Source organism: Bradyrhizobium sp. AUGA SZCCT0169 (genome assembly GCF_018130085.1).
GTDB lineage: Bacteria > Pseudomonadota > Alphaproteobacteria > Rhizobiales > Xanthobacteraceae > Bradyrhizobium.
On record NZ_JAFCMC010000016.1, the window covers coordinates 120,001 to 140,049 of the forward strand.

At 60.5% G+C, this 20,049-nt stretch carries 12 protein-coding genes, 2 tRNA genes and 2 rRNA genes (1 of these 16 only partly in view); 8 read left to right on the top strand and 8 right to left on the bottom strand.

What is annotated here, in order from left to right; translation table 11 throughout:
- From JQ609_RS19700 to JQ609_RS19715, 4 genes are all read right to left on the bottom strand, one after another.
- A 23S ribosomal RNA gene (locus JQ609_RS19700) occupies nucleotides 1–1,223 on the bottom strand (it extends 1,622 nt beyond the left edge of the window).
- Nucleotides 1,224–1,651: 428 nt separating this feature from the next.
- Nucleotides 1,652–1,727 (bottom strand) — tRNA-Ala (locus tag JQ609_RS19705).
- Nucleotides 1,728–1,782: 55 nt separating this feature from the next.
- Nucleotides 1,783–1,859, bottom strand: a tRNA-Ile gene (locus JQ609_RS19710).
- Between the two features lie 222 nt (nucleotides 1,860–2,081).
- Nucleotides 2,082–3,572 (bottom strand): 16S ribosomal RNA (locus JQ609_RS19715).
- Together the 16S and 23S rRNA genes with 2 tRNA genes alongside form the textbook arrangement of a ribosomal RNA operon.
- Before the next feature lie 872 nt (nucleotides 3,573–4,444).
- Here JQ609_RS19715 and JQ609_RS19720 point away from each other — a divergent pair.
- The 7 genes from JQ609_RS19720 to JQ609_RS19745 all read left to right on the top strand — a co-directional run bounded on the left by JQ609_RS19720 (nucleotide 4,445) and on the right by JQ609_RS19745 (nucleotide 12,302).
- The gene (locus tag JQ609_RS19720; RefSeq protein WP_212274604.1) at nucleotides 4,445–6,520 is read left to right on the top strand and encodes a M23 family metallopeptidase; all 2,076 of its coding nucleotides are present in this window, start codon (nucleotides 4,445–4,447) and stop codon (nucleotides 6,518–6,520) included.
- A 219-nt stretch (nucleotides 6,521–6,739) separates the two neighbouring features.
- On the top strand, nucleotides 6,740–7,450 hold the full coding sequence (locus tag JQ609_RS19725; RefSeq protein WP_283813870.1) for an ABC transporter permease: 711 nt from the start codon (nucleotides 6,740–6,742) through the stop codon (nucleotides 7,448–7,450).
- A 5-nt stretch (nucleotides 7,451–7,455) separates the two neighbouring features.
- Entirely contained in the window at nucleotides 7,456–7,686 is a 231-nt protein-coding gene (locus tag JQ609_RS35600; protein WP_312014873.1) for an ABC transporter permease subunit, read from the top strand.
- Complete coding sequence (locus tag JQ609_RS19730; protein WP_212213980.1) at nucleotides 7,686–8,582, top strand: ABC transporter permease; 897 nt, start codon at nucleotides 7,686–7,688, stop codon at nucleotides 8,580–8,582. Before JQ609_RS35600 ends, JQ609_RS19730 begins: the two co-directional genes overlap by 1 nt.
- 27 nt (nucleotides 8,583–8,609) lie before the next feature.
- Nucleotides 8,610–10,316, top strand: a complete 1,707-nt coding sequence (locus tag JQ609_RS19735) for an ABC transporter substrate-binding protein (protein ID WP_212274605.1) — start codon at nucleotides 8,610–8,612, stop codon at nucleotides 10,314–10,316.
- 14 nt (nucleotides 10,317–10,330) lie between these two features.
- Nucleotides 10,331–11,302 carry an ABC transporter ATP-binding protein gene (locus JQ609_RS19740; protein WP_212274606.1) on the top strand — a complete coding sequence of 324 codons (972 nt, stop codon included), beginning with the start codon at nucleotides 10,331–10,333 and terminating at the stop codon, nucleotides 11,300–11,302.
- A complete protein-coding gene (locus JQ609_RS19745; RefSeq protein WP_210337426.1) occupies nucleotides 11,295–12,302 on the top strand; it encodes an ABC transporter ATP-binding protein in 1,008 nt (335 codons plus the stop codon). The genes JQ609_RS19740 and JQ609_RS19745 overlap by 8 nt, the downstream gene beginning before the upstream one ends.
- 207 nt (nucleotides 12,303–12,509) lie before the next feature.
- On the opposite strand, the gene JQ609_RS19750 is transcribed toward JQ609_RS19745, so the two are convergent.
- The 4 genes from JQ609_RS19750 to clpB all read right to left on the bottom strand — a co-directional run bounded on the left by JQ609_RS19750 (nucleotide 12,510) and on the right by clpB (nucleotide 18,655).
- Complete coding sequence (locus tag JQ609_RS19750; RefSeq protein WP_212274620.1) at nucleotides 12,510–12,827, bottom strand: hypothetical protein; 318 nt, start codon at nucleotides 12,825–12,827, stop codon at nucleotides 12,510–12,512.
- A gap of 15 nt (nucleotides 12,828–12,842) precedes the next feature.
- On the bottom strand, nucleotides 12,843–14,363 hold the full coding sequence (locus JQ609_RS19755; RefSeq protein ID WP_212274607.1) for a hypothetical protein: 1,521 nt from the start codon (nucleotides 14,361–14,363) through the stop codon (nucleotides 12,843–12,845).
- A 15-nt stretch (nucleotides 14,364–14,378) separates the two neighbouring features.
- On the bottom strand, nucleotides 14,379–15,485 hold the full coding sequence (locus JQ609_RS19760; protein WP_212274608.1) for a hypothetical protein: 1,107 nt from the start codon (nucleotides 15,483–15,485) through the stop codon (nucleotides 14,379–14,381).
- Nucleotides 15,486–16,015: 530 nt separating this feature from the next.
- On the bottom strand, nucleotides 16,016–18,655 hold the full coding sequence (gene clpB, locus JQ609_RS19765) for an ATP-dependent chaperone ClpB (protein WP_212274609.1): 2,640 nt from the start codon (nucleotides 18,653–18,655) through the stop codon (nucleotides 16,016–16,018).
- Between the two features lie 221 nt (nucleotides 18,656–18,876).
- On the opposite strand from clpB, the gene JQ609_RS19770 reads away from it, so the two are divergent.
- Complete coding sequence (locus JQ609_RS19770) at nucleotides 18,877–19,662, top strand: MOSC domain-containing protein (RefSeq protein WP_212274610.1); 786 nt, start codon at nucleotides 18,877–18,879, stop codon at nucleotides 19,660–19,662.
- Nucleotides 19,663–20,049 lie beyond the last annotated feature (387 nt).

A 20,049-nucleotide genomic window follows, 5' to 3' on the forward strand; every position in this document is an offset into this window, starting at 1 on the left:
CCCGTTACATCTTCGGCGCAGAAACCCTTATTTAGACCAGTGAGCTGTTACGCTTTCTTTAAAGGATGGCTGCTTCTAAGCCAACCTCCTGGTTGTTTTGGGATTTCCACATCCTTTCCCACTTAGCCACGAATTAGGGGCCTTAGCTGTAGGTCCGGGTTGTTTCCCTCTCCACGACGGACGTTAGCACCCGCCGTGTGACTCCCGCATATTGCTTTCGGGTATTCGGAGTTTGGTTGGGTTTGGTAAGACGGTAAGTCCCCCTAGCCCATCCAGTGCTCTACCCCCCGAAGCATTCATGCGAGGCGATACCTAAATATCTTTCGCGGAGAACCAGCTATTTCCCAGTTTGATTGGCCTTTCACCCCTAACCACAAGTCATCGGAGTCTTTTTCAACAGACACCCGTTCGGTCCTCCAGTGAGTGTTACCTCACCTTCAACCTGCTCATGGCTAGATCACTAGGTTTCGGGTCTAATACAACGAACTTGACGCCCTATTCAGACTCGCTTTCGCTGCGCATACGCCTATCGGCTTAAGCTTGCTCGTTAAATTAAGTCGCTGGCCCATAATACAAAAGGTACGACGTCACCCAGAACGTATCTTGGGCTCCGTCTGTTTGTAGGTGTCCGGTTTCAGGTCTATTTCACTCCCCTCGTCGGGGTGCTTTTCACCTTTCCCTCACGGTACTGGTTCACTATCGGTCGCTGAGGAGTACTTAGGCTTGGAGGGTGGTCCCCCCGTGTTCAGACAGAATTTCACGTGTTCCGCCTTACTCAAGGATACATCATCGCATTACCCGTACGGGGCTATCACCCTCTAAGGCCCTGCTTTCCTGACAGGTTCCGGTTGTCTTTGATGTATCACTGGCCTGGTCCGCGTTCGCTCGCCACTACTAACGGAGTCTCGTTTGATGTCCTTTCCTCCGGGTACTTAGATGTTTCAGTTCCCCGGGTTCGCTTAAAACCTCCTATGTATTCAGAGATTTCATACCTTCACTTGATAACTGGAAATCCAAAACCTCACGGCTTGGTCTCAAACATTGCTGTTCAAACCCCAAGATACGAGATCTTGGAGTTCCAGCTATCGAAGGTGGGTTTCCCCATTCGGAAATCCGTGGATCAAAGCTTCTTCGCAGCTCCCCACGGCTTATCGCAGCGTAGCACGTCCTTCATCGCCTCTCAGCGCCAAGGCATCCACCGAACACCCTTAAGGCACTTGATTGCTCTCATTATCAATGTCCACACACTCGGCAGAATGTAGTCCGTACAATTGTCTTGAGGTCGAAACCCCAAAACGCGCACCCTCGATGAATGCTATGCACGGCCGGACAATGATTAGAAAGACCAGCTTGCTTCGTAAGATCAACCCGATAGCGAGGCGGTCAAGCTTCGCTAAAAAGATCATTTACAACTCACTCATCTCACTCATCTTGCGATGAATTACGATGCGCGAGCGCCGAAATGATCTGGAGATTATGAATTGAGCTCCGCAAATTGCTTTGCAGACCCAAAACTCGGATCAATCTCCTCTTTACGATGTCAGAAATCACGCACGCGTATCCCGTAGGACACGACATGCGAAGTGATGTTTCGCGGACGATTTGAAAAGCGCTTTGTTAGCAGGCCACTTTGTCGATCTTCAATTCCATCTGGTGGAGCCAGACGGGATCGAACCGACGACCTCATGCTTGCAAAGCACGCGCTCTCCCAGCTGAGCTATGGCCCCGTACCAGAAGACGAATGCTTACGTCGGTCATGAGACGTGATGCGCTCGATCAAAGTGGTGGGCCTGGGAAGACTTGAACTTCCGACCTCACGCTTATCAAGCGCGCGCTCTAACCAACTGAGCTACAAGCCCCTAACACGAGAGGCCGCAGTGGCGCGCACCGGCTTGACGCCAAATGCATCGCACAAGCGCTAAGCCCCTGGCGCGTGTTCGTCCGCGAAGAAAGAGAAACGTAGACGGCGAAATCCCGCCAATGCAGCTCAACGATCCTGACGATCGTTGGCCACTGATGTTTCTAAAACGGTTCGATATCCGCACGCTACAAATAGCAAGCTTCTGAAGAACCATCCTTAGAAAGGAGGTGATCCAGCCGCAGGTTCCCCTACGGCTACCTTGTTACGACTTCACCCCAGTCGCTGACCCTACCGTGGCCGGCTGCCTCCCTTGCGGGTTAGCGCACCGTCTTCAGGTAAAACCAACTCCCATGGTGTGACGGGCGGTGTGTACAAGGCCCGGGAACGTATTCACCGTGGCGTGCTGATCCACGATTACTAGCGATTCCAACTTCATGGGCTCGAGTTGCAGAGCCCAATCCGAACTGAGACGGCTTTTTGAGATTTGCGAAGGGTCGCCCCTTAGCATCCCATTGTCACCGCCATTGTAGCACGTGTGTAGCCCAGCCCGTAAGGGCCATGAGGACTTGACGTCATCCCCACCTTCCTCGCGGCTTATCACCGGCAGTCTCCTTAGAGTGCTCAACTAAATGGTAGCAACTAAGGACGGGGGTTGCGCTCGTTGCGGGACTTAACCCAACATCTCACGACACGAGCTGACGACAGCCATGCAGCACCTGTCTCCGGTCCAGCCGAACTGAAGAACTCCGTCTCTGGAGTCCGCGACCGGGATGTCAAGGGCTGGTAAGGTTCTGCGCGTTGCGTCGAATTAAACCACATGCTCCACCGCTTGTGCGGGCCCCCGTCAATTCCTTTGAGTTTTAATCTTGCGACCGTACTCCCCAGGCGGAATGCTTAAAGCGTTAGCTGCGCCACTAGTGAGTAAACCCACTAACGGCTGGCATTCATCGTTTACGGCGTGGACTACCAGGGTATCTAATCCTGTTTGCTCCCCACGCTTTCGTGCCTCAGCGTCAGTATCGGGCCAGTGAGCCGCCTTCGCCACTGGTGTTCTTGCGAATATCTACGAATTTCACCTCTACACTCGCAGTTCCACTCACCTCTCCCGAACTCAAGATCTTCAGTATCAAAGGCAGTTCTGGAGTTGAGCTCCAGGATTTCACCCCTGACTTAAAGACCCGCCTACGCACCCTTTACGCCCAGTGATTCCGAGCAACGCTAGCCCCCTTCGTATTACCGCGGCTGCTGGCACGAAGTTAGCCGGGGCTTATTCTTGCGGTACCGTCATTATCTTCCCGCACAAAAGAGCTTTACAACCCTAGGGCCTTCATCACTCACGCGGCATGGCTGGATCAGGCTTGCGCCCATTGTCCAATATTCCCCACTGCTGCCTCCCGTAGGAGTTTGGGCCGTGTCTCAGTCCCAATGTGGCTGATCATCCTCTCAGACCAGCTACTGATCGTCGCCTTGGTGAGCCGTTACCTCACCAACTAGCTAATCAGACGCGGGCCAATCTTTCGGCGATAAATCTTTCCCCGTAAGGGCTTATCCGGTATTAGCACAAGTTTCCCTGTGTTGTTCCGAACCAAAAGGTATGTTCCCACGCGTTACTCACCCGTCTGCCGCTGACGTATTGCTACGCCCGCTCGACTTGCATGTGTTAAGCCTGCCGCCAGCGTTCGCTCTGAGCCAGGATCAAACTCTCAAGTTGGACTTGAAACTTCAAACCGGCTGATCACAACGTTTGACGAGGTCCCACCATTTTTTGCCGGCCGAAGCCGACAAGCTGCCTACGATTCACATCGTGGGCAACGATGGTGTAACCTATGTAAACGTGTACCGCCGAAGTCTTTCGTCCGGCCCCAACACTTCAATACTTGCGTATTTCAGTAATCGAGGCCCGCAAGGACTCCGCCGTCCACGTTTCTCTTTCTTCATCTTCACTTGTCAAACAGCCCGGGACCCGAAGGACCCATCTCCCATCGATTGGGAGCTTCCCACTACTGGGAGTTCCGGAAGCCTCTTCACCGGACGGCAAATAACAACCGATTGGTATCGGCTGTTGATTCACTCATCATAATGAGGAGCTTCACGGGCGCGACAACTTGCCTTGGCCTCAGGGCCAAAGCAGCGCCGCGCTCAGTGGTCGGGTTATAGGCCCACCCGATCGGACCTGTCAACGGCCTTCGTCAACAAATTGTCGCACGATGTGGAAGAAATTTTGGACCCCAAGAAGTCTAGATATTTGGGGCCTTTGCGCCGTACTTGAGCCACAATCCTGCGACGTTCTGACTATAAGTAAGCATGGAACGCCCGGATGCCAGTGGGGGCTGCCGGTGTTCGTCTACCAGGGATCGGCGATTTCAATGAACCCGTCGCCTTTCCCCACGCGGCCGAGAAACATCGAGAGATCTGCACATCATTGACGTTCGAGATTGCGGCCGGTCTTCTGGCCTCTGATTCCCGAATATCGATTCGTGCGGCGCGCGATGCACCGGGATCCTCCTTATAGGGAGGCGCAAACCGGGTCTGGATCGAGCGAAGGTCTAGTCGAATGTTGATGGAATTTGGGGGGATACAGGATTGAATCAGAGGGCGTCACGCGGAAGCGGCTATGGACGCGAGACCGGGATCATTGATCTCGGTCACGAGCCGCCGCTTTCCGTCGATGGCACCGAGGCCGCGGTAATCGACCGTCGCCGTGTCTCCGTACAATGGTTTAGCGGCACTATCCTGACTGGTCTGTGCGGCGCAGCTCTCATCGGCGGCGCCGTTTTCGCGTCGCTTGACGGCGAAATGACCTTTGCCAAGGTGCCGGAGCGCGTCGAAGGCGCGTTGCGTGGCGCTTTCGGCGCCAATGATCGCTCCGCCAGCCTGCATAAGAGCGACCGCCTGCCGCCGCCAGGTGAATCGACAGCCGCCCGCAACGTCTTGCGGGTCTCGACCGTCACCCGGGTCGGCAACCGCGATGTGATGCGGGTTCGGCCGTTCATCCGGATCTCCGGCAATTTGTCGATGACGACGAGCGACCTTTCCGCAAAAATCCCGCCATTCAACGCCCAGCGCATGCTGACCGACGTCGGCGCCCCCACCCCCGCCGCCGCCGATGATCCGAACAACCCCGATGCCGTCGAACCCGATGCCGAGGTCTCCTTCGTCACCAAGGACCTCGCTTCCGTGCTGCCGAAGGCGAAACTCGCCGCCGTGGTCGCGCTCGACGAAGTCCTGATGCGGGTGCGGGACGCCGCCAACTGGCGCGGCAACACCGGCGGCGTACGCTATACTGCGCTGGCGAACGCCGCCGCCGATGCCAGCGGCGTCCAGTCCGACATGAAGCTGGCCTACGCCACCGAGGGCACCGTCTCCGACCCCTATGCCGGCTTTGAAACCCGCGTGGTGCCGGAAAACGTCACGCTGCTGCCGAAGACCAAAGACCAAATCACCGGCGGCAATCCTTCCAACGAGCGCATTCACATCGTGAAGAAGGGCGATACGGTCACCTCGATCCTGCGCGATCAGGGCGCAACGCCGGACGAGGCCAAGGCGATCGCCGCAACGCTGGGCGCCCGCGGCCGCGACGGCGGCCTGAAGGAAGGCCAGAAACTCCGTATCCTGATGGCCCCTGCTGCCCCCGGCCCGGGCGTGCGGCTGCAGCCCTATCGGGTGATCGTCGCCAACGAAACCACCATCGAGGCCGTTGCCGCACTGTCCGACGTCGGCAAATACGTCGCCGTCGACGTGCAGAGCATGAACACGGTCGCCGAGGCGGCCGCCGGCAAAGACGACGACGACGACGATGAGGATGACGGCACCGGCGTCCGGCTCTACCAGAGCATTTACGAGACCGCGTTGCGCAACAAGGTGCCGGCCACCGTCATCGAGGACATGGTCAAGATCTATTCCTACGACGTCGACTTCCAGCGCAAGGTGCAGCCCGGCGATTCCTTCGACGTGTTCTTCGCCGGCGAAGACGACGGCGCGACCATCACCGAAAAGACCGAGGTGCTGTTCGCTTCGCTCACGGTCGGCGGCGAAACCAAGAAATATTACCGCTTCCAGACCCCCGACGACTCGGTCGTCGACTACTACGACGAGACCGGCAAGAGCGCGAAGAAGTTCCTGGTGCGCAAACCCGTCAACAACGCGATCATGCGCTCGGGCTTCGGTGGACGCCGCCATCCGATCCTCGGCTACACCAAGATGCACACCGGCGTCGACTGGGCCACGCCTTACGGCACGCCGATCTTCGCTTCCGGCAACGGCGTCGTCGAGAAAGTCGGCTGGGAAGGCGGCTACGGCAAATACGTCAAGCTGAAGCACAACAACGGTTACGAGACCGCCTACGGCCACATGTCGGCGTTCGCCAAGGGCATGGAGCCCGGCAAGCGGGTGCGTCAGGGCCAGGTGATCGGCTTCGTCGGATCGACGGGCATGTCGACCGGCGCCCACGTGCACTACGAAATCCTGGTCAACGGCCGCTTCGTCGATCCGATGCGCGTGAAGCTGCCGCGTGGCCGCTCGCTCGAAGGCCAGGTGATGGCGGGCTTCGAGAAGGAACGCGATCGCCTCGATATCCAGATGAACAATCGCGGCGGCGCGCGTGTCTCCGACGCCGCCGGCAGCACCGCTGCGCCATCGGTGCGGCAAGTCAGCCGCTGAGCCGCAGCGCTTCTCGGCTTTTCATCTTTTCACTTCTCATCTTCGTCAGCGTGAAGTTGGATGCGTTGCTGTTCCGCGACGCGGAATGTTTTGCGCGCACACGTACTTCACTCAAGTTCCTCCGCGACAAAATCGCATCGCGCGCGTCGCGATAATGCTTGCGAGCATTTCGTACGCGGTCCACTCTTGTTGCAAGAAGACGATGGGGGGCAGCGAAGGATGCAGGCATATCTAGCACGGCGATTGTTGGCGCTTGTCCCGGCGCTGTTCTTTGCCAGCCTGATTGTCTTCGTCATCGTGCGGCTGGTGCCGGGCAACGTCATCGACATGATGCTCGCCCAGAACGACGTCGGCGCCGACAAGCTCTCGCGTGACCAGCTGATCGCAACGCTCGGCCTCGATCGCCCGATGTGGCTGCAATATTTTCACTGGATCGGCGGCATCCTTTTTCACGGCGATTTCGGCCGCTCGCTCTGGCAGAACACGCCGGTGCGCGAACTGCTCGGCGCACGACTGCCGGTCACGTTCCAGCTCGGCTTCATGGCGCTGATCATCGCGCTCTGCATCGCGCTGCCGATCGGCATTTATTCTGCGATCCGGCAGGACACCGCCGGCGATTATCTCACCCGTTCGTTCTCGATCCTGATGCTGGCGGTGCCGAGCTTCTGGATGGGCACCATGGTGATGGTGTTTCCGTCGATCTGGTGGGGTTGGTCGCCGCAGGTGAACTTCGTCGCGTTCACCGATAATCCCCTGCAAAATCTCAAGCAGATGATTCTGCCGGCGATCATTCTGGGCACCGCGCTGTCGGCCATCACCATGCGCCTGACCCGCACCATGATGCTGGAGGTGCTGCGCCAGGACTATATCCGCACCGCCTGGGCCAAGGGCAGCTGGTCGTCATCCGGCATGCGCTGCGCAACGCGCTGATCCCGGTGGTCACGCTGATCGGCTTGCAGGCGCCGATCCTGATCGGCGGCGCCGTCATCGTCGAGCAGATCTTCGTCATTCCCGGCATGGGGCTGTTGCTGCTCGACGCCATCAGCCAGCGCGACTATCCGATCATTACCGGCGTCAGCCTCGTGATCGGTCTTTGCGTGATGCTGATCAATCTCGCCGTCGACCTGAGCTACGGCCTGCTCGATCCCAAGGTGAGATACCGCTGATGACGCTGGCGATCGATATTCCGGCTACGAGCGGCAAGACCGAGCGCAACGGCGTTCTCCGCTTTGTGATTCGCCTGTTCCGCGAGAAGCCGCTCGGCGCCGCCGGCGGCGTGATCTTTATCCTGTTCCTGCTGTGCGGGATCTTCGCCGATGTTCTGGCGCCCTATGGCATGAACCAGATCAGCCCGCGCAACCGCCTGATGGCGCCGTCATGGGCCTATCCGTTCGGAACCGACAATCTCGGCCGCGACATGCTCTCGCGCTGCCTGTATGGCGCCCAGATTTCGGTGATCATCGCCTTTACCGCCGCGACGCTGGCGACCATCATCTCGATCGTGATCGGCATCATCACCGGTTATCTCGGCGGCAAGTTCGATCTCGTCACGCAGCGCTTCGTCGATGCCTGGATGAGCTTTCCCGATCTCATCATCCTGCTGGTCGTGGTCTCGGTGCTCGGCCCCGGCCTGCCGCAGATCATCGGCACGCTCGGCCTGCTGCTCGGCATCGCCGGCTCGCGCATCATCCGCTCCGCCGTGGTGTCGGTGCGCGAGAACATGTATGTGCACGCCGCCCAATCGATCGGCGCCTCGACCGGCCGCATCCTGTGGCGGCACATCCTGCCCAACATCATGCCGCCTATCATCGTGCTGTTTACGACGCGTGTCGGCACCGTGATCCTCGCCGAGTCGGGCCTGTCGTTTCTCGGCCTTGGCGTGCCGCCGCCGACCCCGACCTGGGGCGGCATGCTGTCGGGCTCGGGCCGCACCTTCATGTTCCAGGGACCGTGGCTGGCGCTGGCGCCGGGTCTTTGTCTGACGATCGTCGTTTATTCCACCAACGTGTTCGGAGATGCCCTGCGGGATCTGCTCGACCCACGCATGCGCGGATCAAGGTAACCAGAAAATAATATCCAGGAGGAAGTCATGCCCCATTCACGCGCCGCATCACGTCTCGCCGCCGCGTCAGTCGCCGTCGCGCTGTCGCTTGCAACCCCCGCATTCTCGCAATCCGAAGCGCCGCCAAAACCCGGCGGCACGCTGGAGATTGGGACAGTTTATGTCACGCTCTCGGCGCTCTCCTGGGATCTGGCCGACTGGAACTGGAAGCAGAACCACGATACCGGCCAGGTCTACGAGCAACTTTTCGCCGCGGACCTCTCCAAGTCCAAACGGCTTGGCGGCAAGCATTCGTTCTACGCCGATGCCTGGATTCCTTCGGATGCGATCCGCGGCGAACTTGCCGAAAAATGGGAGTGGAAGCAAAATCCGCTCCGCCTCGAGATCAATTTGCGCAAGGGGGTGATGTTTCCCGACAAGCCCGGGGTGATGGCGGCGCGCGAACTGGTCGCCGATGACGTGGTGTTCTCCTTCAACCACCGCGACAAGAGCCCCAAGAAAATCGCCACTTATTTCGATCACATCGACAAGGTCGAAGCCACCGACAAGCACACCGTGCTTTTCACCTTCAAGAACTACAACGCGGAATGGGACTATCGCTTCGGCTGGGGCTATTATTCCGGCATCATCCCGAAGGAAGTCGTCGACGCCGGCGCCGGCAACTGGAAGAACATCAACGGGACCGGCCCGTTCCAGCTTGCCGAGTTCGTGCAAGGCAACTCGAACACCTATGTCAAGAATCCGAACTACTGGGGCACGGAGAAGATCAACGGCGTCGAAACCAAGCTCCCGCTGGTCGACAAGGTGGTCTACCGCACGATCAAGGACGAAGCGACCTTCCTCACGGCATTGCGAACCGGCAAACTCGACATTCTCGAAAACATCAGATGGTCCGCGGTCGATGAGCTCAAGAAGAGCGCACCGCAGCTAAAGTGGTCGAAATGGCTCTCGATGAGCGGCCAGTTCCTCGCCATGCGCGTCGATACCAAGCCGTTCGACGATGTTCGCGTCCGGCGCGCCCTCAATCTCGCCGTCAACAAGCAGGAGATCGTCAAGGAATATTACGGCGGCAACGCCGAGTTGTTCGCCTACCCGCAGCACCCCGATTATCTCGGCTATTTCGAGCCGCTCGAAGCGATGCCGGACTCGATCAAGGAACTCTTCACCTACAACCCCGAGAAAGCCAAGAAGCTGCTCGCCGAGGCCGGCGTTCCGAAGGGGTTTACCCTCAAGGTGCAGGTATGCGCGTGCAATCCCGACCATATCGACCTGATACCGCTGCTGGCAGCCTATTATGAGCAGGTCGGCGTCAAGCTGGACATTCAAACCATGGAATACGGTGCGTTCCTTTCGGCCATGACCACCAAGACCAATGCACCGGGCTATCTCATGAACAACGGGCACACCAATCCGACGACGACCATTCGCAAGAGCTTCGTCAAGGGCCAGGTCTGGAACCCGTCGCAATGGTCCGATCCCGAATACGACAAGAAGATGGACGCGGTTTATCTTGAGCCGGACGAGAGCAAGCGCCAGGCCATGCTGAAGGAGATGACGCGCGAGATTCTGGACAAGGCTCCTTATGTGTGGCTTCCCACCCCGTACATCTTTACGGCCTGGTGGCCCTGGGTGAAGAACTACGCTGGCGAACTCCGCGCCGGTGCGGTTCGTCCGGGACCGATCTATGCCCGCATTTGGGTCGATCAGGACCTCAAGAAGAAGATGGGCCATTGAGCGGGGCCGCGGCGATGACGCGTCCACTGCTGGAAGTCAAAAACCTGACGACGCGGTTCCGCACCGAGCGCGGAACCGTGACCGCGGTTGATGACGTCTCGTTCCATGTCGATCCCGGCGAGACGCTCGCGATCGTCGGCGAGTCCGGATCCGGCAAGAGCGTGACCGCGCTCTCCGTGCTGCGCCTGATCCCGAACCCGCCGGGCCGGATCGAGGGCGGCGAAATCCTGTTCGACGGCACGGATCTGTTGAAGCTCGACGATCCCGGCATCCGCGCGGTCCGCGGCAACAAGATCGCGATGATCTTCCAGGAGCCGATGTCCTCGCTCAATCCGGCGCTGACCGTCGGCCTGCAGGTGGCCGAGCCGATCAACGTGCATCGGGGCACGCCGTGGGACAAAGCCTATGAGGCCGCGACCGAACTGATCGGCCGCGTCCGCATCGGCGATGCCGCGAGCCGGCTCGGCTCCTATCCGCACCAATATTCCGGCGGCATGCGCCAGCGCGTCATGATCGCAATGGCGCTGGCCTGCGCGCCGCGCCTGATTATCGCCGATGAGCCGACCACGGCGCTCGACGTCACGGTGCAGGCGCAGATCCTGGACCTCTTGAAGGAAGTCACGCGTGAGACCGGCTCATCGCTGATCCTGATCACCCACGATCTCGGCGTCGTCGCCCGCTACGCCGACCGCGTCGCGGTCATGTATGGAGGCCGCATCGTCGAGGTCGCTCCGGCGCGCGAGCTCTACGCCCGGCCGCAGCATCCCTATACGTCGGGCCTGATGGCCTCTGTCCCTCGCCTCGATGGCGGCGGCGGCCGGCGCCTGATGCCGATCGAGGGCCAGCCGCCTGATCTGGCCAGCCTGCCGCCCGGCTGTTCCTTCGCGCCGCGCTGCCGCGCGATTCTGGATCAATGCCGAACCGCGAAGCCTGAGCTGCTTCAGGTCGCCGACCGTCACGCCAAAGCGTGTTTCGCCCATGTCTGACGCGCTGCCCGAACCATCCGTCGATACCATCCTCCGGGTCGAGGATCTGAAGGTTCATTTCCCGGTCACCAAGGGCATCATCCTTCAGCGCCAGGTCGCGACCGTCAAAGCGGTCGACGGCGTTTCGTTCACGATCCGGCGCGGCGAGACGCTGGGCCTCGTCGGCGAGAGCGGCTCCGGCAAATCGACTACCGGACTTGCGGTGCTGCGGATGCTGACGCCGACCGCCGGGCGGATCGTGTTCGAGGGACAGGACATCGCCCCGCACCGCGGCGCCGAACTGTTGGGTGTGCGGCGCCGGATGCAGATGGTCTATCAGGACCCTTATGGCTCGCTCAATCCGCGGATGACGATCCGCAACATCGTCGGCGAGCCGCTGGCGGTTCACGGCCTCGATGGCGACAAGGCGGCGACCCGCGACAAGATCGCTTCCCTGATCGCTTCCGTCGGCCTGTTGCCCGACATGGCCGATCGCTATCCGCATGAATTCTCCGGCGGCCAGCGCCAGCGCATCGGCATCGCCCGCGCGCTGGCGCTGGAGCCGAGCCTCTTGATCGCCGACGAGCCGGTGTCCGCGCTCGACGTCTCGATCCAGGCCCAGGTCATCAATTTGTTCATGGACCTGCAGGAGCGGCTCGGGCTGACCTATCTGTTCATCGCGCATGATCTGGCGGTCGTCCGCCACATCTCGACGCGGATCGCGGTGATGTATCTCGGCCGCCTCGTCGAAATCGCCGACCGCGACGATCTCTATCGCAATCCGCTGCACCCCTACACCGAAGCCCTGATGGCGGCGGTGCCCGTCGCCGACCCCGAGGTGGAGGCGCGCCGGCCGCGTGCGGTGATTTCAGGCGAAGTGCCGAGCGCGCTGCGGCCGCCGCCCGGATGCAGCTTTCACACCCGCTGCCCCCGCGCCATGGCAGTGTGCAAGACCGATCAGCCGCCGCTCCGCGAACTCGGTCCGGGACGCGCGGTCGCCTGTCATCTCCACGCAGGCTGAGCGATCGCATTCGCCAGGGCGGCCAATTGTTGCGGTTGGCCACCGTCGGCGAATCATTTGACGATCAGGCGCGCGATTTCTTCGCGGCCGTTGGGCACGGCGGCCAAGTCGAAGTCGACAGGTGCGGATGAAGCTGCTGACGCGGCCATCACTTACTCCTCCAATAGTCGGCGACTGCTTTCATTGCTCGTGAATCGAGGATCAACCTCAAGCGATCAGGGCTTGCGCGATCTTGAAGCGCTTTGTGGTCTGACCCGCCGGATCCGCGGGCCTCTCCACGCGGCGCACAAATACTTCCACAGCCGTGTGGAGATCCGTGGCGCTTCTAAAGGAGGGAACCCCGTTGGCTTCCGCGATGATCAAATGCGTGTTGAAGGCCGGATCCATCAGCCGCTCCACAGTGTGACCGGTTCCAACGCCGCCATCGCGGTTTAGCTGGAACAGCCCCACGCTATCCTCGCCCTGCGTATTATGCGCCCTGGGATTGAGTTTGGACTCACCGATTGCATTCGCAAGAGCGGCGATCTGGTGATGTCGCCCCTAACCCTCGTCGGCGAAAGCTTTCAAGATCAAACCGGCAAACTGCCGGTTAGCGGCAGCGATATCTGTCGGCAACGTGATTCCATCGATCGAGACCGCTCCAACTGCGCCAGGCTGGTCAAGCCATCGTACCTCTGCGATCCGGCTCACCAGGAACGGTGTCTTGCCCACTCTCCTGCTCTGGTTGCCGCCGAGCAAAATGACTTTCTTCTTGTCCGCAGAGAACTCGAGGAAGAAGCCGACATGCCCGGTTCCGCTGGTCGCTCCCGGCTCGAGCGAAAGAACGACGACGGCTCCGCGCGGGATCGTGGGCGACTGCAACGAAAAGTTGACTCCCCATTTCCTCCAGCTGATCGCCGCCGCCGCTTCTCTCGGCACACTCTCCTTGATGATCGGGTTGTCACACCCCTTCATGCAATGCGCAGCGAACGCTCCGCACCATGCCGGGGGTGGGTTGGTGTTAGGGTCGCCACCAAAATCCGTGTGCTTGGAATATCCGCTGATTTCAGCATTGTGCGTACCTTCCTTGACGCCCTCAGCCTCGGCCTTCTCGGCGACGGCCATCCAGGGAGCCCCTCCGGCGGTCACGACCGGGATCATCTCCGGTCGGTGCTTTTCAATTCTGCCCAATGCGGCGACCAGCAGCTTCTTGAGCGTATCTTCCGCGATGTCGACAACCGACTTGAGCGTGCTCGGATTGGCCTCCGTGCCGAAGAAGACCGTCGGCAGGCCGGAAAGCTTCTCCCGCGCCTTGAACAACGCTGCCAGTTCTTCGGCCGTCATGACGGCCTTGAGGACGTCCTTGATCGAGGTCTCCGGCGCAGTACCTGCATCCTGTGCATCGAGAATGGCGATCGCCGCGGCCGGGCTATTCGTCACATGCGCAAAGAACATGTCGAGGAAGCTCGGAATGAACGGGTCCTCCGCCGTGGCCTTTCCGGCGTCGAGGCGAATTTTGCTCATCGCCTTTCCATGGACGTGCTGCCGCCAGGCCGCGCCGGGGATCTGCAGCACCGAATGGTCGCGATCACTCGCGCGGACATCTTTGGCGAGCGCACCGCCGTTATCGGTAAAATCCTTCCATTCGGCGACGGTGACCTGGAGTGCTCCAACGCCGTCGGAGCCAGGAATATTCCTTCCCAAATTCCTGATGTCCGTTTCATAAAGCGCCCGCGCGATCAGAAAATCGGCGGAAACCACCCAGGGCCGGATTATGACCGCGGGCGGCGCTCCCTCCACGGGCTTCGTCTCATCGTTGAAGAGAAATTGGACGTTGACGCATTCCTGAACGAAGCCTTTCTCATTTATCGGCAGCCTGGCCGCATCAGGTAATTCTTCGCAATCGTCCTTGAGCATCCAGCCGTTCAGGTTGGCGTTGATCTCAAAGAAGAGAAAACCGTCGGACTCCCGAACGGGGTCGCCAAGTTCATCTCCCTGCTGCATTGTTTTCTTGTTCCTCGACGTCGCGCGCGGTTCCTCCCGCAAGCGGGCGACCACATCTTCCTTGACGACGTAAACCATCTCGGTCCTCCGGGTTCAGCAGGCCGGCAACGGCGAGGCCGGCTGACCAGCGGCCGGCGCGGCAATAGCGTCACGCTTATCTGAGTAGTCCTGCAATGCTTCCATGAAGTCGCGCGTGAGTTGATTGGTCATTCCGTTGGGAAGCTGCTTCAACCCCCGGAAGCAATCACGCCTCAGTTGCATGATTCTGGGGCGCGCTTCCTGCAGCGTCGCGGCGCGGTTGAATATGCCACCGCCTGTCACACCTGCAGCAGGGGGCGCCGTATCAAGGAGTGTAATCAGGCGCTTCGTACTTTTCATCGTGCCATTGGGATTCATGAACGACTGCCGCTCAAAACCGTTCAGCACCTTGTCGGTTGGACATTCCGTCAGACCAAGAAGCACCCGGCGTTCCCGGTCGTCGATCTTGCCATTCGGGGCCGCGTTCCTGAGATCGGCCTGCTCCCAGATCTCCAGCAATGTTTTCGTCGTGCCCGTAACCTGGGTCCGCTCGCCCGCGGGCACACAGAGTGCTGCCAGCATCGTCTCGATGATTTCGGGGGTATAGGTCAGCCGGTTAGCCGGATATCCGTCAATAATGGTGTGGGCTCCGGGCACGGTTTTGATCACGTCAACAGGCGGCGTCGGCCTTGCAACAAACTTGTCGCGCGGCGTGAACGGCGCGGCAATCGTGGGAAGCACAGGACCGGATCCGGGGGCAATCCCGGTTTGCTTGAACACGGTCACCGTCGAATTGATGTTCGCCGAAATCGTCATCGGCATGCAAATCGAAAGGTAGGTTCGCAGCGTGTGGACTGCAGAGGGCTTGTTATCGATCGATGAGGAGTACTTGAGCAAATCCCTGCGAAAAAGGTCACGATTTGGGATCACGACACTCTGGACCGTCGTCTGATCGACCTGAAGCAGCAAAGAATGGAAGTTCTTGACTGAGTCATTGGCCAATCCAAAAGCCGCCGATATCGCGGCCAAGCCAACTCCACTGACGCCCGTGATGTTTGGATTGGTGAGCGCGTCCACTGCGAATCGGATCGCGCCGATCTCGGCAAGGACGGCCGCCTTCTCGCGCCTTTTCAGGTCAAGCCATGCCAGATATGAATCGCAGCGGGCATCAATATCATTCAAACCGGCTTAAACGATGATCGGCCAGTAATTGGGCGGAACCTCCGAGCAACCCGGCACGCCGGCGCCGACATAATTGCTTGCGCTACGGCACAGGTATTCCAGATAGATATTCTGGAGCTCGATGGATGAGGCCGTTGCCGCTGTATAGAGCTGAGTGCCAACCCCATCACGAACATAAGCCCGGATCGCAGCCGCTCACGAGCAGCGCCAAACCCATACACCAAGCAACGATACCCGCACGCATCGCACGCCCCCACAACTTTTGTTTGAGATTGTGAAGACGAGTCCACAGGTTGCACAAGGAGATTCTACGCCCAGAGCGCTAAATCGCTATGCGTGTCGCTTTTGCACCACACCTCCTTTGGGTGTGACGACACCTCACGTCAAAGTTGCATAGTGGAATCAAGCGGTTCGGGAGATTTTACCGCTGCTGCAATCACTAAAAAAACAGCCTGCGCGGGGCAGGCTGTTTGCTTGTCTATGTCGCTTTGCGTGCATTGCCGGAACGGCTGCTGCGCCGGCCAATCAACTCAGTTCAGCTTACGCTTTGGGATCGGCGCCTCGAACGTCGCGATCTCGGCGGTCTGCGGCGCCTTGCCGTTGAAGGTCAGCACGTTGCCTTCACTGGAGATCACCACGCGGTCGCCGTCTGCGACCTCACCGGCGAGGATCATTTCGGCCAGCGGATCCTGCAAATTGCGTTGGATCACCCGCTTCAGGGGACGGGCGCCATAGGCGGGATCCCATCCCTTGGCGGCGAGCCAGTCGCGCGCCGCGGCATCCAGCGTGAGCGTGATCTTGCGCTCTTCCAGCAGCTTCTGCAGCCGCGCGAACTGGATCTCGACGATCCGGCCCATCTCGCTCTTCTGCAAGCGGTGGAACAGGATGATCTCGTCGACCCGGTTGAGGAATTCGGGGCGGAAATGCGCCCGCACCATCCCCATCACCGCCTCGCGCACCTCGGAGGTGTCCTCGCCTTCCGGCTGGTTCACCAAAAATTCCGAACCGAGGTTCGAAGTCATGATGATCAGCGTGTTGCGGAAATCGACCGTGCGGCCCTGGCCATCGGTCAGGCGGCCATCATCGAGCACCTGCAGCAGCACGTTGAAGACGTCCGGATGCGCCTTTTCGATCTCGTCGAACAGCACCACCTGATAAGGCCGGCGCCGCACCGCTTCGGTCAGCGCGCCGCCCTCGTCATAGCCGACATAGCCGGGAGGCGCACCGATCAGCCGCGAGACCGAGTGCTTCTCCATGTATTCGGACATGTCGAGGCGGACCATCGCGGTCTCGTCGTTGAACAGATATTCGGCCAGCGCCTTGGTCAGCTCGGTCTTGCCGACGCCGGTCGGCCCCAGGAACATGAACGAGCCCATCGGGCGGTTGGGGTCCTGCAGGCCGGCGCGCGAGCGGCGCACGGCGGTCGCGACCGCGCGCACGGCTTCGGCCTGGCCGACCACCCGCTGGCCGAGACTGCCTTCCATCTTGAGCAGCTTGTCCTTTTCGCCCTCCAGCATCTTGTCGACGGGCACACCGGTCCAGCGCGACACCACCTGCGCGATGTGGTCGGCGGTAACCGCCTCCTCCATCATCTCGCCGGGGTTCTCCTTGGCTTCGATGTCGGCAAGCTTCTTCTCCAGTTCGGGAATCCGGCCATAGGCCAGCTCGCCCGCGCGCTGGAATTCGCCGCGGCGCTGCGCGTTGGCAAGCTCGATGCGCAAGGCATCGAGTTCGCTCTTCAGCTTCTGGGCGTCGGAGAGCTTGTTCTTCTCCGCACTCCAGCGCGCCGTCAGCGCCGCCGACTTCTCCTCGAGCTCGGCGAGTTCCTTTTCCAGCGTCTGCAGGCGGCTCTTGGAGCCGGCATCGCTTTCCTTCCGGAGCGCCTCCTGCTCGATCTTCAGGCGGATGATCTCCCGATCCATCGTATCGAGCTCTTCCGGCTTGGAATCGACCTGCATCTTGAGCCGCGCCGAGGCCTCGTCCATCAGGTCGATGGCCTTGTCGGGCAGGAAGCGGTCAGTGATGTAGCGGTTCGACAGCGTGGTGGCGGCCACCAGCGCCGAATCCGTGATCCGCACGCCGTGGTGCTGCTCGTATTTGTCCTTCAGGCCGCGCAGAATCGAAATCGTGTCCTCGACCGTCGGCTCGGAAACGAAGATCGGCTGGAACCGGCGCGCCAGCGCGGCATCCTTTTCGACATGCTTGCGGTATTCGTCGAGCGTGGTGGCGCCGATGCAATGCAGTTCGCCGCGCGCCAGCGCCGGCTTCAACAGGTTGGACGCGTCCATCGCACCGTCGGCCTTGCCGGCGCCGATCAGCGTGTGCATCTCGTCGATGAACAGGATGATGCTGCCTTCGGCCGAAGTGACCTCGGCCAGCACGGCCTTCAGCCGCTCCTCGAACTCGCCGCGGTATTTGGCGCCCGCAATCAGCGAGCCGAGGTCAAGCACCAGCAGCTTCTTGTCTTTCAGGCTCTCGGGAACGTCGCCGTTGAGAATCCGCAGCGCCAGGCCCTCGACGATCGCGGTCTTGCCGACGCCGGGTTCGCCGATCAGCACGGGGTTGTTCTTGGTGCGGCGCGACAGCACCTGAATGGTGCGGCGGATCTCCTCGTCGCGGCCGATCACCGGATCGAGCTTGCCGTCGCGCGCGGCCTGGGTGAGGTCGCGGGCATACTTTTTCAATGCGTCATAGGCGTTCTCGGCGGTCGCCGAGTCAGCGGTGCGGCCCTTGCGCAGGCTTTCGATCGCCGCGTTGAGGTTTTGTGGCGTGACGCCGCCCTTGCTCAGGATGGTCGCAGCCTCGCTGCCCTTCTCGAGCGTGAGCCCGAGCAGCAGCCGCTCCACGGTAACAAAACTGTCGCCGGCCTTTTCGGCGGCCTTTTCGGACGCATCGAAGGCGCGCGCCAGTTCGGGGGCAAGATAGACCTGCCCAGCGCCGCTTCCGGATACTTTCGGGAGTTTGCCCAGCGCATCCTCGGTGGCTTTGAGGATAGCGCGGGAGTTGCCGCCGGCGCGGTCGATCAGGCTGCCGGCGAGGCCCTCGCTGTCGTCCAGCAGCACCTTGAGCACGTGCAGCGGCGAGAATTGCTGGTGGCCGTCGCGCACGGCCAGCGATTGCGCAGACTGGATGAAACCGCGCGCCCGCTCGGTGTATTTCTCAATATTCATGCTTCACTTCCCTCGGCCTGCCGCCCTCACCCCGAAGGCATGAAAGCGGCATCTTCATTGGGTTTCCGCGCGGCCGCGTTGACATTCCTCAACCAGCCGGCGGTCGTCGCCGTCATTTCAGGCTTGACGCAAATGTGGGCATGTCAGGCCAGAAACGGAAGAGGCCGATTTTGCAATTTCAGCGTAGTGGCAGGCTGCAAAAGAATCTCTTAAAAGGCCGGATGACCTCATCAAAAACCCCCGAGATCACCGGCATCTACCGCTATCCCGTCAAGGGCCTGACCCCGGAGCCGCTCGCCCGCGCGGCCTTGACCATTGGCGAGACCCTGCTGGCCGACCGCCGTTACGCCATCGAAAACGGCCCATCCGGCTTCGATCCGGCTGAGCCGAAATGGCTGCCAAAACCGCATTTCCTGATGCTGCAGCGGGACGGCTGGCTGGCGGCGCTGCAGACCCATTTCGACGATGCCAGCCACGTGCTGACCATCCGGCACAACGGCGTCATTGCGGCGCAGGGTAACCTCGAAACCGCCGAGGGCCGGGCCGCCATCGAGCAGTTCTTCGCCACCAGCTATGCCGGCCAGATCAAGGGTCCGCCGAAGATTCTGACCAGCCCCGGCCACAGTTTCTCCGACGTCGCCCGCAAGGTGGTCTCGATCATCAACCTGGCGAGCCTGCGCGCCATCGAGAACATGGTCGATCACCCCGTCCATCCCCTGCGCTTCCGCGCCAACCTCTATGTCGAGGGCTGGCCGGCCTGGCACGAGTTCGACCTGCTCGACCGCACCATCGCGATCGGCGACGTCAGGCTCAAGGTGGTGAAGCGGATCGTCCGCTGCGCCGCCGTCAACGTCGACCCTGATACCGCGGAGCGCGATCTCGCCATCCCACAGGCGCTGCAGCGCAGGCTCGGTCACGGCGATTGCGGCATCTATGCCGAGGTGACGGCGGGCGGCAGCATTGCGGTCGGCGATGCCATCATGGCGGAACAGCCGGAATTGTTGTGATTGCTGTCGTCCCTGCGAACGCAGGGACCCATACCGCGTGATCCCTCTGTGAAGCTCAGTAGCAGAGACCATTCGCAAAACTGCTTCCTGTGGTTATGGGTCCCCCGATGCGCAATTGCGCATCTGTGGTCAAGGCCGGGACGACGGCGGTGTTTGTTGTGCCACCATCATACAAAACGCAGTTTCGCATCCTCGCGACGCATTGCGCCCGAGCTTTGCCAGAAATTCCTTGCCCTCGAAACAGAGGGCGCAGGGAAGACCGGGTGCGCGCTGCACCCGCGGTCCCGTGTGCGGTTAGCACAAGAAATGCTGCACACGAGCATACAGGGCAGCGGAGAACACCCGGCCTTCCCTGCGCAATGGCTTTACGGCTTATGCCGTGATCTC